The organism is Pseudomonas sp. PS01299, assembly GCF_029960145.1.
Lineage (GTDB): Bacteria > Pseudomonadota > Gammaproteobacteria > Pseudomonadales > Pseudomonadaceae > Aquipseudomonas > Aquipseudomonas putida_A.
This window is the reverse complement of the sequence record NZ_JASCPO010000007.1, coordinates 19,043-34,012: the sequence shown is the minus strand read 5'-3', so window position 1 is coordinate 34,012 and position 14,970 is coordinate 19,043. Positions and strand designations below refer to the sequence as shown.

The window sequence follows — 14,970 nt, the reverse complement described above, 5'->3', positions numbered from 1 at the left end:
ATAAACTCGCTAATTTCGATACATACGCTGTGGTCAGTGCCATTAACCCACCAGCACTTGCCAGAAAACGAACGCTGCCACCACTGCGTTTCGATGGGCCAAGAGCATTCTGGCTCAAAGCCGACTCAGCATTCGTCACCCTCATATCTCTCTTGAAATTGAGGCAAATGACCTTAATATGATCTTATCTTGCCATCATCGTTTTCAATCATGGATGTTTCTCGGGGGTAGGTCGGAATGGCAGAACAAGAAGACGCTAAGCCCGCAAGCGGGCGCTTCAACACAAATGATGAGACGAAGCGGATCGTATGGACACAGACCGCTGGTCATTGTGAACTGTGCGGTACGGATCTGACGTTCGACTATCGTGCCGGCAAGCCAATGAGATGGGGCGAAGTGGCGCATATTCTGCCCGCCAGTCCCAAAGGCCCTCGGGGACGCGCGGATCATGATGCTGAGGCGCACACAAACGATACCGCTAATCTGATGCTCCTGTGCCCAGGTTGTCATGACAAAATTGATCGTGACGCAGATGGGTATCCTGAAAATGATTTGAGTGGTTTACACCAAGCGTACCTGGAACGCATCCGACTCGCCGCAACGACCCCCGATGGTGGTAGAGCCATTCCTCTCATCGTCCAAAGTCAGCATTTTCAGACAATCAACGATATTCCCGTTCGCGATCTGTTGACTGCGATGTCCGCCGAGGGATTAACCGCCTTCGATCAAGGCATCAAAATCACTTTCCCTGCGCCAGGACCACGCGGCCGCGACACTACCTATTGGCTGAACGTCAAAGACAGCATCCAGTATGAGCTGGAACAGCAACTCAAGCGTCGCGGCGGTACCTACGGCGACTCGCCCGCGCTGGCAGTAGTCGGCTTGGCCGACATCCCGGCTTTGATGATGCTGGGCCAGAGTATCGGCGACCGTTCCAAGCGCTTGATCTTCTCCTTTCACCGCGAACATCGTTTGCGCTGGCCCGATCAGTCCGCTGAGCCGCCCGTTTTTTTGTTTACACCTCCCCCCGAAGGCGACGGGCCACTGGCGCTGGTGCTCTCCATTTCTGCGCAAGTCCCAGTTCGCGACGTGACCGACGCTCTGCCGGGTGCACGTATTGCAGAGCTGTCGATCCCAGAACCAAGCTATGCGATGGTACAGAACCGTCGAGTGATTCATGCCTTTCGCGACGCACTTCAAATACGACTGAGTCAGCTTGAAGCTCTGACTCCTGACCCTATCCACGTCTTCGCCGCTATTCCTGCGGCATTGGCCATCGAGTTTGGCGCGTTGCTCACAACGCAGCATCAACATACGTACCTGATCTTCGATCGGGACAAAGAAAACCAGGATCGGTTTACGCAAACACTGCAATTGGGCTCGGTGGCCCAGGAGGCTAGGTAAATGCTATTGAGCAACGAACAGACCAAGCGCAGCAGTTGGGAATATTTTCTGCTTCGCGCCGCGCGGGAAATCTCGCTGTCGGAAGCGCAGTACGAAAAAATAAATGACCGCTACTCCCAACTGGAAAAAATCCTCTCGGCTTCCGACAACCCGCTGCTCGCTGAGGCCCATATCTTCGTTCAAGGCTCGATGCGGCTGAAAACGACCATCAAGCCAATCCCCGGCGCGCCTGCGGATCTGGACACCATTGATGCGGACGCGATTATCTGGCTCCCTCACGCTCAAGGCGCTAGTGCGAAGGAAGTTCTAGAGGCGATTGAGCAGCGTTTTAGGGAAGGCTCCCGCGTTCAGGAAGAAGTTAAACAATTACGTCGGGGCATCCGCATCGTTTATGCCGACGAAAATCCAGGCTTCCACATCGACGTCACACCTGCACGCGCGATCAACGGAAATGGCGAAGCAAACGGCGAGGGTAAGCTGGAGGTTCCGGATCGGGTCACAGGGTGGAAAGCAAGCAGCCCTATTCCTTACTCGAATTGGTTGCAGGTCGCTTCCGCCCAGGAAATCTTTCTGGAAAGCTTGGTGATTGCCAAAAGCCAGAGAATGCTTGATGCCGCGACACAAGATCCTTTGCCGCACTATCAGGATTACATCGATCAAGATCCCCTGCGCGCGACCATAAAGCTGCTGAAGCGGCATCGCGATGAATGGGCTATCAAGACAAAAAGCGCTGATACTCGCCCAATTTCTGCGGTCATTACGACCCTGGCCACTCACGCATACCTGGATGTCGTGAAAGAGTCCCAGTCAAAGCCATTGGCACCGCTCGATGCAATTTTGGAAATCGTTCGCAGAATACCGCAGCACATTGCGTATAGAGGTAGCGATTGCTTTGTCTGCAACCCTGCCGATAACGGCGAAAACTTTGCAGAGAAGTGGAATCGACCGGGTGAGGGGCAAGGCTATCGTCAAGCATTTTCCAAATGGCATGCGGACGCCAGTGCTTCTGTGTCATTAGGTTTGGAAAGTTTTGAATCCAATGATTCTTTTGCCGAGGCAGTGAAAAAGAACTTCGGTATTGCGCCGGCGTTCATCACAACAGTAAACAATGAAATCCCTGCGAATTGGACGATGCCTGGCCGACCGGATGGCACTACTCGAAACTCTGCTTCGATGGGTTCGCTCTTCGGAGGGGCCAGCGGTGGCGGAACCTCTCAGTCGAGCGTAAAGCCAGTTGGACGCCTTGGCTGATCCTCTTAAGACGCCATTGCAGCGCGGAATCGCCGCACTGCGAGATACCCTAGGTCAGGATGCAGCTGATGCATTGCTCCAGCCCGCACCCATGCGGGCTGACGAAGCGGCGTGCTTTCACTTCCCCTTGCCCATCGATTACACGGGGCAGGAGCGGCGACTGCGTATTGGTTTCCCCTCCAACTTTCCCCGTGGGCTCTTGCGGCTGAACGTCGAACCTTCTCCATGGCTGGTTTGGCCGCATGCCACTAAGTCGGGGCTTTGCCTTCATGGCTTTCAGGAACGCCCCATTATGGGCTCCCCGGAGGTCGTGGTAGAGGACAGCCTTGCTCGCTTGGCCCAGATCGTTTCGTTGTCCAAGATGGGATCAAGTCAGGCAGCGCGCGATATCGAATTTCAGAATGAGATCACTACCTACTGGTCTTTTCAGCACGGACAGTCGTACCAGAACCTTTTACTTTTGGATCGACCTCAGGCTGCCTCGCAGTTGTTTGCTCTCAGCGATCCGCGCCGGGCTGTGCCATCCGGTCAGGAAACGGTTTGGCTAGCATCGAACATAGCTGCACTCAAAGGGCATTACCGACGGGTTGTCGGGCGCTCCGCTGTCATTCGCGCGGCCGAAACTCCTGGTTTTTACGTTAAGCTTCAGACTTATCCGGATATCCGCACCCCGGATCCAGAAGATTTATTGCTGTGGCTCACGCCACACCTTCAACCAGACGATGCCGAGCAATTGCTGGCATGGTTTGAGCTGCATGGAACGTTGGCGAGTCGATGGATTGTCCTGGAGCTTCCTGGGGGGACGGATGCTCCAACTTATTGCCTCAATGTGCGCTCGCTTGGCGTACAGCAAGAGCGGGGGGCAAAGTTTGGCTTGCGCACAGCGCGCCGCCGGCCAGCCATCGCAAATGCACATCCTCCGGCACTTGTCCGCGCAACTGCCCTAGACGTGCTTGATCGTGCGTCCATTCTGTCCCGCGATATAAGCGGCACTGCAAAGCACCTTGAAAATGCTCGGGTCGTTTGTGTTGGCGTTGGCTCGTTAGGCAGTGCGGTGGCAATACAACTGGCACGCTCCGGTGTCGGCCACCTTACCCTCATCGACCCTGACACTCTGGTGTCAGCCAATCTGGGTAGGCACGTTCTGGGAGCGGATAGCCTAGGGAGGCTGAAAGCCTCAGCGTTGAGGGACAAGATTCTGTTAGATCTTCCGACTACAGAATGCACCGCTTATTCGACTTTCGCCGAAGTAGTTATGAGCAGCAAACCAGAAGTGTTCGATAACGCAGATCTTGTGGTGATTACGACAGCGGACTGGCAGTCGGAGGTCACTGTATGGCGAGCCAAATCCAGCGGCGTTTCTTGGGGACTTTTACAAGCCTGGAGCGAACCGTATACCCAGGTAGGCCACGCGCTATTCGCACCAGCCGGTACCTTTGATGGCCGTCATTTATTCACGGACATCGGCGATTTTCTTCATAAGTTTACCGAGTGGCCGGGAGGAGGTGTGGTTCCACTGCCCGCTTGTGGGGAGAGCTTTATTCCAGGCGGATCGCTGGGGATGACCAATATCGCCTCTATGGTGTCGCACACGGCTTTACGTGCATTGACCTGCAACATCACCACTGCATCTTGGGTCAGCAGTATCTACAGGCCTGAAGATGTGCCGAGCCTAGGAGGCCAATACCATGGGCCCAAACTTCCAGAGGGGGCGCAGCAACTCCTACTCGAGCGCGGATGGCCGGAACATAAGGATGAAATGGTATGACGGATATCGCATGGCGCTGGCGATGGCCGGAGGTGAATACCGAGCTATTGGTGTCCCAAGCTGTCGCGAACATCTTCGATAGTCATCGGCAGGGCCTTTTTGGCGTGGAGCGAGGGGGACAGTTATTCGTCAATCCGGTTGATCCGAAAGGTCTGCTGTTGGCCTTGGCCACGGTGCCTCATCGCGCCGATCGGTCAGGTTGGTCTTGGCTAGAGTTGGATGCGGAGCGGTGCCGTCAGGAGATCAGGGCTGCCAACGAACAAGGGTTACGTCTGGTGGGCTACTGGCATACACACCCCCAATCCGTTCCGGTGATCTCTCCGGCAGATATCGGAAGTTTCTCCAAATTTGCTGCACGTTACACGCAGGATTTGCCGCACCCGATAGCCGTTATTGTCGGCAAGTCCGAAAAACCTGAAGGTATCAAGGCGTGGTCGTTCAGGGACGGCCGATATGTTGAGGCAGCCTGGGTCAGATGAGCTTTAAGTCCGTGAGGTGGAAGGCAGGTCAGCGTTTATCTTTACCCGCTAGCATCAGGGCGAAGAGCTCTGCCTGAAAGCGGGCATCATCCAATGCGTTATGGTTCGGCTCGCTGAGTGGCTTCAGCGCAGCGGTCATCTTGGATGATTTTGTTTCCTGCCAGCTGCAACCTAAAGCGCCCATAAAGTAGGCCTTCATGTCGATGGCGGTAAAACCAAAGGGGTTGGTTTCCAGGTATTTGTGGAAGTAGTAATTGACGAATGACCAGTCAAACGGCGCATTGAGTCCTACGAAAATGACCTTTTGCCCCGTTTGGCAGGACGATTTCAGCCATTCACCAAATGTCAGCATCGCCTGTTGCGGAGTGAGTCCTTCGCGCTCCAGCTTCTCCAGACTCAGCCCCGATACTGCCAGTGCTTCTGGGTCGTGTTTTGGACTGTCAGGTCGTAGTTCAAGATAGATGGACGTGGCAGGTTGATCTACAAGGCAAGCTCCAATGGAAAGCAGGCTGTATTCGCCTGGTATAGGTCCAGAAGTCTCGACGTCGACGGAAACATAAAGCTCATCAGGGTTCATGTCATATCCTTTTCGTGTAGTTGCCAGATCACGCTCAAGCTCGTAACCATGTGACGGTGGAAAGGCGGCAAAGCCATTGCCCCATTTTTTGCTGTTGCACTCGCTATCCGGCGTTCGAGCAGCGGCAGTGCATGTCTACTGGAGGAGTGCACGTTCCTTTGGTCAGCTCTGCGCCCGAGCATAATGATGTGTGTCATTCTCTAGTCGCGGATGAGGGCCGGACAATCATGAGCGAGCATTGGATAGTCAAGTGCCAGAATACTGAGGACGGTACTGGCGACATCATCATTGACCTACCTCCAGAGTTGCTTGACCAAATGGGGTTAGGTGTTGGTGATCATTTAGAGCTAACGATAGCGAATGGCACATTAGTGCTGACGCCCATGAACAGTGCAATATCAGTACGGCCGATGTTTGCTGGAGTCCTGCGTGAGGATGCCTATCATGCTTACCGCAAGCGGTTGGCTGCGTATCTCCATATCCCTTCCAACGCTTCGGATCAAGACATTCACGACATGATAGTAGCTGGCTTTTCGGCCGGCCTGATTTCATCGCTTTGTGCTGATGGCACCGTAAATCCGCAAGAACGCGACATAATCATTCACCCCAAAACGCTCAAAACAAAATTGGCAAGCGATCAGCTTTTAACGTCGGATGAGAGCGATCGCCTGTTCCGGTTCGCACACATTACCGCCATGGCCGAGATCATGTTCGGGGACGAAGGGAAGGCCAAACAATGGCTTTCCAAACCCAAAGCCCGTTTTTTGGGAAAAAGCCCACTGGCAATGGTCACTACGTCTCACGGCACACATCTAGTTGAAGAAATGCTGATTCAGGTGTCTGAAGGCATGTCATTTTAATCCTGCCACAGTTAACAGTGTGGACGGAAATAACGGGCAGCAGCATGCCCACTTCTATGACTATCACTGAATCTGAGAGTCAATCACTATGATCAACGCAAACGCTCTAGCCGGTATAGGCATCAAAGCCCAAGCGTTGGTTCATCCCTCAACGGCGTGCGTTACGTCATTGCACCTGCGACTCTTGATACCGCCAAGACGGAGTCGAAACCACCACATAGTCGATATAAATGATCAGTTCATTCAACAGGACTCCCGCCAAAATTGTGGGGTGGCCGGTTAGCATCCTTAACGGGGATTGGACATCGACTCGATAATACGGCACTGCTCGATCACGCCGCCCTCGCAACAAGCAATCAAACGCTCCAACTCCACCTCCAAGCCTTGCAGGTCTCGGATGCGCATTCGAACCTGCTCTAACTGCCCCTCGATTTTTGCGTCCACCCTGGCGCAGGAAGCGTCGCGGTTATCCGCAAAGCCCAGCAACTCTCGAACATCGTCAAGGCTGAAGCCCAGTGTGCGGCTACGTCGGATGAACAATAGACGGTCGCGCTCCTCGTCGGTGTAGAAGCGATAGCCTGATGCTGAACGCCCTGCAGAAGGCAGGAGGCCGACCTGCTCGTAATAGCGGATGGTCACCGCTTTGGTATCAGTCGCCTTCGCCAGATCACCGACTGTGTATTTGGTCGAACTCATTTCGCTTGACCTTATAGTTGCTAGAATCTTCATTCTACGCGCCTTAGGCGATAAGCAAATCTGCGTGCGCTCAATAGAAAAGTGGACTGAATCCTATGGAAGCCCCCTTAAAACAACATCAATCCGGAGCTTGGGCGCTGTTGCTCTGTGCCTGGTTGCTTGCTCTGGTATCAACAATCGCCGTGCTATTCGTTGGTGAAGTCATGGGGCAACTGCCCTGTGTGCTCTGTTGGTTTCAACGAGCCTTCATGTTTCCACTCGTCCTGGTATTGGGCGTCGCCTGCTGTTTATCGGACACCGGTGTTTGGCGCTATGCACTGCCATTAGCAGTCATGGGTTGGCTCATCGCTCTGTATCACAACCTGCTTTATTTCGGACTGATTCCTGAAAGCATCAAACCTTGCGGGGCCGGCCCTTCCTGCTCCGGTGCCGACATGACCATCCTCAGTGGTGTTCCGCTGCCACTTTTATCGCTGGGCGTGTTCAGCCTGCTGATCATTTTTCTCGTTCTTATCCGTCGGAGATTTACCGTATGAGCAGACGCGCCGTCGTCCTCTCCATCAGCGTGCTAGCCATCGTAGGCTTTGCCGTCGCAGCATTTTTCTACAATCGTGCTGCCACTGTGCCCCAGGCTACAGCACCTGTACCGCAAACCAGCGCGCTAGTGCGGTTTAACTCACCAAGCTTCGGCCCTGCCGACGCCCCGGTGACAATCGTAGAATTCTTCGATCCATCTTGTGAAAGCTGCCGTGCCTTCTACCCTATCGTCAAAAAGATGATGTCACAACACCCAGGCGATGTTCGCTTAGTGCTGCGCTATGTGAAGCTTCACGTAGGGTCTGAAGAAGCCATACGTCTGCTCGAGGCTTCACGTAAGCAGGGTGTTTTTGTGCCGGTACTTGAAGCTGTCCTCGCTGCTCAACCGCAGTGGCATGACGATGCGAAAGCATCAGCAGCTTGGGACGTAGCGGCCCAAGCGGGCTTGGACGTGGCTAAGGCTCGTGAGGACATGATGTCGCCGGAGATCACCGCCACGATAGAAAGAGATGCCGCTGATGCCAAAACTGTAGGTGTGAAGGGAACACCGACATTTTTCGTTAACGGTAAACCCCTGACTAACTTCGGCGCTCAACAGCTCTACGATCTGATTTGGAGCGAAATCAACCAAGCTCGTTAATAAGGGCGCGTGCGGAATGCGGAATGAAAAAAGCTCACCGGGCTCGACAATCCGCTTGACCTTATAGTGGCTATAGGGTGTTCACTCTTCACAATAAATTGTGGAGAGTGCCTTTATGAAAAGCTGTTGCGGTGATGAACAAACACCGAAAAGTGACGCCGCCGTTGAGGTATTTGACCCGGCAGCACCGACCGGCTGCTGTGCACCTGCCGCGACTATGTGTAATACAACTACAGCACAGTCCAACAGTAGTTGCTGCTCCGCGAAAACTTTGGACGTCAGCTCAGCGCCTTCTTCAGTAAAGGGCGCGGGTTGCTGCTCCCCCGGCTCCGATATCAGTAAATCGAACTGCGCTGTCGTAGCACCGCCATCTGCCCTGTACAGCCTTGCCGAGCCGAGCCAGCCTGCTGCTACGGTTGATAATGACCTTTTTATCGATGCTTGCTGCCCACCATCTGCTGCGGGTAGTCCCAAAGTCGGCATCGAAAACGTGTCTCCCACCAATACCGACGAAGCGACTCGTTTCAGCAGTTTCAGGATTGGGCAGATGTGCTGTCCTTCCGAGCAGACCATGATCGAGGACAAGCTCGCGAAGATGAGCGGCATTCAAAAGCTCGAGTTCAACATGATGAACCGCACGATGGCTGTCTGGCACGAGCTACCCGACACCTTGGGTATCGAGGCAGCAGTGCTATCGCTGGGCATGCACGCCGAACCTTTGACGGCTAATGGCAATGCAACCAGCGCAGATACGCCAGAAGTCCTTCCCCAGGCGGAATCACCTAAGAGCACATGGTGGCCATTAGCGCTTTCCGGTGTCGCTGCCGTGGGTGCTGAAGTCCTGCACTTCACTAACTCCGCGCCTGAATGGGTGATAGCGGTCATAGCCTTGTTCGCCATCGTGCTCTGCGGGCCTACGACCTACAAGAAGGGTTTGATCTCGATCAAACACCTCAACCTGAACATCAACGCGCTGATGAGCATCGCGGTTACCGGAGCGGTGTTGATCGGACAGTGGCCAGAAGCCGCGATGGTCATGTTTCTCTTCACCGTTGCGGAAATGGTCGAAGCGAAATCGCTGGATCGTGCGCGCAATGCGATCAAGGGGCTGATGGACTTGACCCCTGAACGAGCTACCGTGCGCCAACCCAACGGTAGTTGGCTGGAAGTCGATGTAAAAACGGTCGAGATTGGGGCCTTGGTTCGTGTCCGCCCCGGCGAACGAATTGGCCTGGATGGTAAAGTCTCTTCTGGTAACTCTACTGTTAACCAAGCGCCCATCACGGGCGAGAGCTTGCCCATCGAAAAAGATGTCGATGATCCTGTCTATGCCGGCTCCATTAACGAATCCGGCTCCTTCGAGTATCGAGTGACAGCTGAGGCCAACAATACGACCCTTGCTCGAATCATTCACGCGGTTGAAGAAGCCCAAAGTTCGCGAGCTCCAACCCAGCGGTTCGTTGATAAGTTTGCCAAAATTTATACGCCAGGGGTGTTCTTTTTCGCCGTCGCGATTGCGGTATTCCCACCACTGTTTATGGGCGGATTGTGGACTGACTGGATCTATCGTGCACTGGTGCTTCTGGTGGTTGCTTGCCCTTGTGCGCTGGTCATTTCCACTCCGGTGTCCATCGTCAGTGGTCTGGCGGCAGCGGCTCGCAAAGGCATTTTGGTTAAAGGCGGCATCTACCTGGAAATAGGCGCCAAGCTGAGTTTCGTCGCGCTCGATAAAACCGGCACCATTACCCATGGGAAACCGGTTCAGACAGACTACATTCCGGTAGCCGAAGACTCAGAGGTACATCCTCAGATTGTTGCCGCCAGCCTCAGTGCACGCTCGGATCACCCCGTATCACAGGCAATTGCCAAGTACGAAGGCTCGGACGCATCAACGTTCCTGCAAGTGGAGAGTTTTGAGGCCCTTCCCGGTCGCGGGGTAAAGGGGATGATTGAAGGCCAGCTCTTCTACCTGGGCAATCACCGACTGATCCAGGAGTTGGGGCTCGGTACTTCGCAGTTGGACGAATCTCTGACTAGCCTGGAGCGCCAAGGCAAAACAGTCGTAGCCTTGACCAGCGCCAGTCAGGTTTTTGCGTTGTTTGCTGTAGCCGATACCGTAAAGGACTCAAGCCAGACAGCGATCAAGGAGCTGCATGCATTGGGTATCAAGACCATGATGCTTACAGGCGACAATTCGTACACGGCTGATGCGATTGCCAAACGAGTTGGGATAGATGAGGCGCGGGGAAACTTGTTGCCCAGCGACAAGCTTTCAGTAATTGATCAATTGAAGGGCCGTAAGCACGTGGTGGGGATGGTCGGTGATGGGATAAACGATGCACCTGCATTGGCCAAGTCTCAGATCGGATTCGCCATGGCCGCGGCTGGCACGGGAACCGCTATTGAAACGGCTGACGTTGCTTTAATGGATGATGATCTGCGCAAGATTCCGGCCTTCGTCCGCCTGTCACGCGAGACAGCTGTGATTCTTAAGCAAAACATTTTGTTCGCCTTAGGTATTAAGGCCATTTTCCTTGTGTTCATCCTCATGGGTTTGGCCACCATGTGGATGGCTGTTTTTGCAGACGTTGGAGTGAGCATACTTGTCGTGCTCAATGGACTTCGATTGCTAAAGAAGTAGATCGCGAGGTGAGGATGAAAGATAAAAGCGTCTTCGCCCGGCCAAGCAACTTTGTGGATGGCTCTTTTCGCCGATATGGGGACGAGCCCGCTTGTGGTATTCAATGGACCACAACTATTGCGGTATTGATTCGAAAGCTACATTGTCAAAATTGATTACTCACATAAGGAATTAAATATGCAATGTCCTATCTGCAAAGATATAGCTTTAGTAATGACTGAGCGCCAGAGCATAGAAATTGACTATTGCCGCAATGCCGCGGTGTCTGGCTTGACCGAGGTGAACTCGACAAGATTATTGAGCGTAGTCAGCGACAAGAGACCGTTAGATTGCTTCCACAGAACCTCACATCACCTGTCCAAAGTTCGACGCCAGCAGAACAACCTGGTTACAACCAGTACGGGAATAAGCATGGTCATGGAGATCGAGGGAGCCACAGCGGTGGATGGAAAGAAGGTGGCCATCAAAGTCAAAGTGGGCATCAGGGACAACCGAGTCGCAAAAAATCGTTTTTGCAGGAACTATTTGATTAAGATGGCGATTTCTCGCTTATGATCTGAATACTACATCAAACCAGTATCCACCTTTGAATGATTGGTTTGATGATATGGAACGGTTTGGGTGCTAGTAGGTCTTTATATTCTACAGTCCACTCGTTGGATCTTCATTAGGCTACATTTGGGGAAAAATCATGAGTTCAGGGCACAGTCACGGTCAAGTACGTGCGGGTCATGAAAAGATGTTATGGATCGCACTCGCCCTGACGACAAGTTTTATGATTGCTGAGGTCATCGGAGCCTTTGTCACGGGCAGCCTAGCCTTACTGTCGGATGCTGCGCATATGCTGACAGACGTTGTGGCTTTGGCAATATCCTTGCTGGCTATTCATATTGCCAAACGCTCTGCTGACAGGAAGCGCACGTTCGGGTATGCACGATTCGAAATACTTGCAGCCACATTCAATGCTGTCTTGTTGTTTTTAGTCGCTATATACATTGTCTATGAAGCGTATCTTCGACTTAACGCCCCCGCAGAAATTCAGTCGACGGGCATGTTAGTAATTGCAGTGATGGGACTGATAGTTAACCTCATTTCAATGCGTCTGTTGAGTGCCGCTAGTGGGGAAAGTCTCAATGTGAAGGGCGCTTATTTAGAGGTTTGGAGCGATATGGTGGGGTCTATTGGCGTCATCATTGCAGCGCTTGTAATCCGCTTCACCGGTTGGAGTTGGGTTGATTCACTTGTTGCAGCAGGTATCGGATTCTGGGTGCTGCCTAGGACTTGGTCACTGCTCAAGGAAAGCATGAATATATTACTGCAGGGCGTTCCAGAGGGCATCGATATTCAAAAGGTGGAGGCGAAAATATACGGAATCGTAGGAGTAAAAAATGTGCACGATTTGCATATATGGGCTTTAACCAGTGGTAAGAGTGTAATGAGCGTTCACCTGGTCGCTGACTATACCTCCCGCAGTGAACAAGATATTTTAACTGAAGTCACGTCGCTTATGAGTGAAGAGTTTCAGATCAGTCATACTACTGTACAAATGGAAAAAGCAGATTTCCATAGCCAATTAGTTGACGATTATGAAGGCAAGGTCCACTAATTGAGTTCCATTTTTAAGACAAGTTGTTATTTCGGGGATCCACCCCAGAGGGCTAGTTAAAATGAAAAAAATTATTTTAAATTGTGCTCTGCTGATAATGCTTTTGTCTCTAACAGTAGAGCCGGTTTTGTCGAGCCCGGCTAGACCAGAAAAGGTATTCGGGTGGATTGAAGAAGGGATACTTTTACCAGAAAATATCGCCGTGAAAATAAAGTTGGATACTGGGGCTCTTACGTCATCCATGGATGCGAAGGACTTAAAAAGATTCCAAAAAGATGGAGAAGAATGGATTCGGTTTAACGTTAAAGTCAAAGACACCAAAACTAAGAAGGTGAGTAGCGCACTCTTCGAACGACGGATTGAACGAAATGTAAAAGTTAGAGGTGCCGGCGGCGCTGAACATCGTCCAGTCGTCATGATGACGATGTGCATAGGAGATAAAATTTATAAAGAGGAATTTTCTCTGAAAGATCGAGGCGAGATGAACTATCCCGTACTGATAGGACGCCGAACATTGGAAGCTTTGGGAGCGGTCGATGTTTCGCGCAAATTCACCGAGGAACCCCACTGCAGTTAATTTTAAATATATTTATATTATAGTTTTAGAGTTACTTTATTTGCAAAGCACCTGGAAGGCATACTCGTATTGAGTGTTGCAAAGGCCGACTGAATCGTCAAATAAAAAGACGGACAGTCGGTCGCAGTTTTTTTAGATGCTTGAAAACTTACCATTCTAATATGAATGGCTCTGAGTGGAGTGTGCGTTAATTTTAATGATGATCTTTAGACTTCATTCTTGCCACTAGTTGGCTGCTATTACTGCTGCTGGCCAGTCATTGAAGTAAGTTTTAATGAGGCCAAGGCTTTGGATTGACATGCGCTAAACAGATCAAGCTCAGGTCGATATGCCGAAGTTTGGATATTCATCAATCCTAATATCGAATGGAATAAGTTGTCATGGGATAGTGATGCGCCTCGCTGTTCCCTCAAGCATTGAACGTCTAGTTTTTGACGAGATTGCATGTTTTTGGAGATCCAGAGAACCATGGGAATGCTAGTCTGCTCTTTGGGCGCCATAGCATAAGGCAGTCCGTGCAAGTATATCCCGTTCTCGCCGAGAGACTCACCGTGATCAGAGACGTAAAGCATAGCCGTATCAAAGCGCTCAGCGTTGCGCTTTAGCAAGTCAATCGTTTGTCCAAGTACATAGTCTGTATAGACGATACTGTTATCATAGGCACTGACTATGCTCTCGCGCGTACATCGCTCTAGTTGGTTATTATCACAAACGGGACCAAATCGCTCGAATTCGCGTGGGTAGCGCTTGTAGTAGGATGGGCCGTGACTACCTTTCATGTGGAGAACCACGACTGAATCACCCTGTTGTTGATCCAAGTAAGCTTGCAGGTCTTGCAATAAGACTTCGTCGTAACACTCGCCTGCTCTGCATAATCCTGATGTTTTCTGATTGTTCAATTTCTCATTTTTTACTCGGTCACAAATACCTTTACAACCCGAATTGTTATCTCTCCAAAGTACCGATACTCCGGCCCGCTGCAACACGTCTAATAAGCCTTCTCTCCGTAACGCCATACCGTCTTTATAGCCTTGTTTACCCGCATCCAAGAACATGCAAGGTAAGGAGATTGCCGTAGCTGTTCCACATGAACTGACATTGGCAAAACTTAAGACACCACGCCGAGTCAATTCCGGATTGGTATCGCGTGTGTAGCCATTAAGCGAGAAGTTCGCGGACCTAGCGGTTTCACCCACAATTAACAACGTCAGGCGTGATTTTTTTACACTCGCAGTAGTTTCTCCTTGGCGGGCATCAGCACCAATGATTTTTAGTTCTGTGGGCTGTGCTAGCTGGCGACGCATATACCCATGGATTGCCGAAACCACATTCGAAGGAACTAACATCAATCTGAGTTCGCGATGGTTACGTACGAGCGATGCATAAGATTGGTAAAGCGTAAATACGATGATTGCCAAACAGGTAAGTGCTACCGCCAGCCCCATCAATCGATGAGCAAGCGCGCGGGTGCGCGATCGTTGTATCAAACGGACTCGGGTGATAAGCAGCACCGGTAGAACACCAAAACCCAGCATCCATCGCAGTAACTCCCAGTTCAGCAGGTCCGTGGTCTCAGAGATGTCTGTTTGAATAACATTCGTTAGCATGCTGTAGTCAATTACAATGCCGTAGCTATTCATAAAGTAACTCGCTGCTGCCGCAACCAACAGAACAATGGCTAGCACAGGCTTTATGAAGCGTCCCCAAGCCATCGCGCTGAGTAACACGTACAGCCACATCAACACGAACCAAGGCAGGCTAAGCACAAATAAGATGCTTCCGTCTTGTAGGCCTCCCACGCTTTTCCAAACAACTCGCCAAAATGGCCAGTTACTGAACAACAGAAGCCAAGTTGAAACTGCAATAATTAATTGATTGCTACTGAGTATAATTTTCGTACTCAGAATTGGTATTTTTTTATTCATGGGTATCTC

General features: G+C 51.7%; 15 protein-coding genes. 11 read left to right on the top strand and 4 right to left on the bottom strand.

The genetic code is table 11. The annotated features are described in order from the left end of the window. The first annotated feature begins 237 nt into the window (after nucleotides 1-237). The 4 genes from QMX91_RS03210 to QMX91_RS03195 are packed head-to-tail and all read left to right on the top strand — an operon-like array spanning nucleotide 238 to nucleotide 4,902. Nucleotides 238-1,404, top strand: a complete 1,167-nt coding sequence (locus QMX91_RS03210; RefSeq protein WP_060480363.1) for an SAVED domain-containing protein — start codon at nucleotides 238-240, stop codon at nucleotides 1,402-1,404. Then, nucleotides 1,405-2,655 carry a nucleotidyltransferase gene (locus tag QMX91_RS03205; protein ID WP_158830535.1) on the top strand — a complete coding sequence of 417 codons (1,251 nt, stop codon included), beginning with the start codon at nucleotides 1,405-1,407 and terminating at the stop codon, nucleotides 2,653-2,655. It abuts the gene before it with no gap. Further along, nucleotides 2,639-4,423, top strand: a complete 1,785-nt coding sequence (locus QMX91_RS03200; RefSeq protein WP_086794037.1) for a ThiF family adenylyltransferase — start codon at nucleotides 2,639-2,641, stop codon at nucleotides 4,421-4,423. Before QMX91_RS03205 ends, QMX91_RS03200 begins: the two co-directional genes overlap by 17 nt. After that, the gene (locus QMX91_RS03195) at nucleotides 4,420-4,902 is read left to right on the top strand and encodes a Mov34/MPN/PAD-1 family protein (protein ID WP_034115605.1); all 483 of its coding nucleotides are present in this window, start codon (nucleotides 4,420-4,422) and stop codon (nucleotides 4,900-4,902) included. Before QMX91_RS03200 ends, QMX91_RS03195 begins: the two co-directional genes overlap by 4 nt. 28 nt (nucleotides 4,903-4,930) lie before the next feature. Here QMX91_RS03195 and QMX91_RS03190 read toward each other — a convergent pair whose 3' ends face one another. Then, on the bottom strand, nucleotides 4,931-5,479 hold the full coding sequence (locus tag QMX91_RS03190) for a 3'-5' exonuclease (RefSeq protein ID WP_158830536.1): 549 nt from the start codon (nucleotides 5,477-5,479) through the stop codon (nucleotides 4,931-4,933). 227 nt (nucleotides 5,480-5,706) lie between these two features. Between QMX91_RS03190 and QMX91_RS03185 the strand changes: the two genes are divergently transcribed. Next, nucleotides 5,707-6,339 (top strand): antitoxin Xre/MbcA/ParS toxin-binding domain-containing protein, encoded by a 633-nt coding sequence (locus QMX91_RS03185; protein ID WP_080963325.1) that lies wholly within the window; start codon nucleotides 5,707-5,709, stop codon nucleotides 6,337-6,339. 288 nt (nucleotides 6,340-6,627) lie between these two features. On the opposite strand, the gene QMX91_RS03180 is transcribed toward QMX91_RS03185, so the two are convergent. Next, a complete protein-coding gene (locus tag QMX91_RS03180) occupies nucleotides 6,628-7,035 on the bottom strand; it encodes a helix-turn-helix domain-containing protein (RefSeq protein WP_042562261.1) in 408 nt (135 codons plus the stop codon). 95 nt (nucleotides 7,036-7,130) lie between these two features. On the opposite strand from QMX91_RS03180, the gene QMX91_RS03175 reads away from it, so the two are divergent. Continuing rightward, nucleotides 7,131-7,571, top strand: coding sequence for a disulfide bond formation protein B (locus QMX91_RS03175; RefSeq protein ID WP_042561910.1), 441 nt, complete (start codon nucleotides 7,131-7,133; stop codon nucleotides 7,569-7,571). Then, a complete protein-coding gene (locus tag QMX91_RS03170; RefSeq protein ID WP_042561909.1) occupies nucleotides 7,568-8,212 on the top strand; it encodes a thioredoxin domain-containing protein in 645 nt (214 codons plus the stop codon). Before QMX91_RS03175 ends, QMX91_RS03170 begins: the two co-directional genes overlap by 4 nt. A gap of 81 nt (nucleotides 8,213-8,293) precedes the next feature. On the opposite strand, the gene QMX91_RS03165 is transcribed toward QMX91_RS03170, so the two are convergent. After that, nucleotides 8,294-8,818 carry a hypothetical protein gene (locus QMX91_RS03165; protein WP_162184570.1) on the bottom strand — a complete coding sequence of 175 codons (525 nt, stop codon included), beginning with the start codon at nucleotides 8,816-8,818 and terminating at the stop codon, nucleotides 8,294-8,296. Here QMX91_RS03165 and QMX91_RS03160 point away from each other — a divergent pair. From QMX91_RS03160 to QMX91_RS03145, 4 genes are all read left to right on the top strand, one after another. Beyond that, complete coding sequence (locus QMX91_RS03160; RefSeq protein ID WP_158830574.1) at nucleotides 8,760-10,853, top strand: heavy metal translocating P-type ATPase; 2,094 nt, start codon at nucleotides 8,760-8,762, stop codon at nucleotides 10,851-10,853. The genes QMX91_RS03165 and QMX91_RS03160 overlap by 59 nt on opposite strands. A 177-nt stretch (nucleotides 10,854-11,030) precedes the next feature. Beyond that, nucleotides 11,031-11,408 (top strand): zf-TFIIB domain-containing protein, encoded by a 378-nt coding sequence (locus tag QMX91_RS03155; protein ID WP_208101337.1) that lies wholly within the window; start codon nucleotides 11,031-11,033, stop codon nucleotides 11,406-11,408. 136 nt (nucleotides 11,409-11,544) lie between these two features. Next, nucleotides 11,545-12,459 carry a cation diffusion facilitator family transporter gene (locus QMX91_RS03150; RefSeq protein WP_042561907.1) on the top strand — a complete coding sequence of 305 codons (915 nt, stop codon included), beginning with the start codon at nucleotides 11,545-11,547 and terminating at the stop codon, nucleotides 12,457-12,459. Nucleotides 12,460-12,520: 61 nt separating this feature from the next. Then, nucleotides 12,521-13,036, top strand: a complete 516-nt coding sequence (locus QMX91_RS03145; RefSeq protein ID WP_155401179.1) for an ATP-dependent zinc protease — start codon at nucleotides 12,521-12,523, stop codon at nucleotides 13,034-13,036. Between the two features lie 239 nt (nucleotides 13,037-13,275). Here the strand turns inward: QMX91_RS03145 and QMX91_RS03140 are convergent, their stop codons facing one another. Beyond that, nucleotides 13,276-14,961 carry a phosphoethanolamine--lipid A transferase gene (locus tag QMX91_RS03140; protein ID WP_158830538.1) on the bottom strand — a complete coding sequence of 562 codons (1,686 nt, stop codon included), beginning with the start codon at nucleotides 14,959-14,961 and terminating at the stop codon, nucleotides 13,276-13,278. Nucleotides 14,962-14,970: the final 9 nt, after the last annotated feature.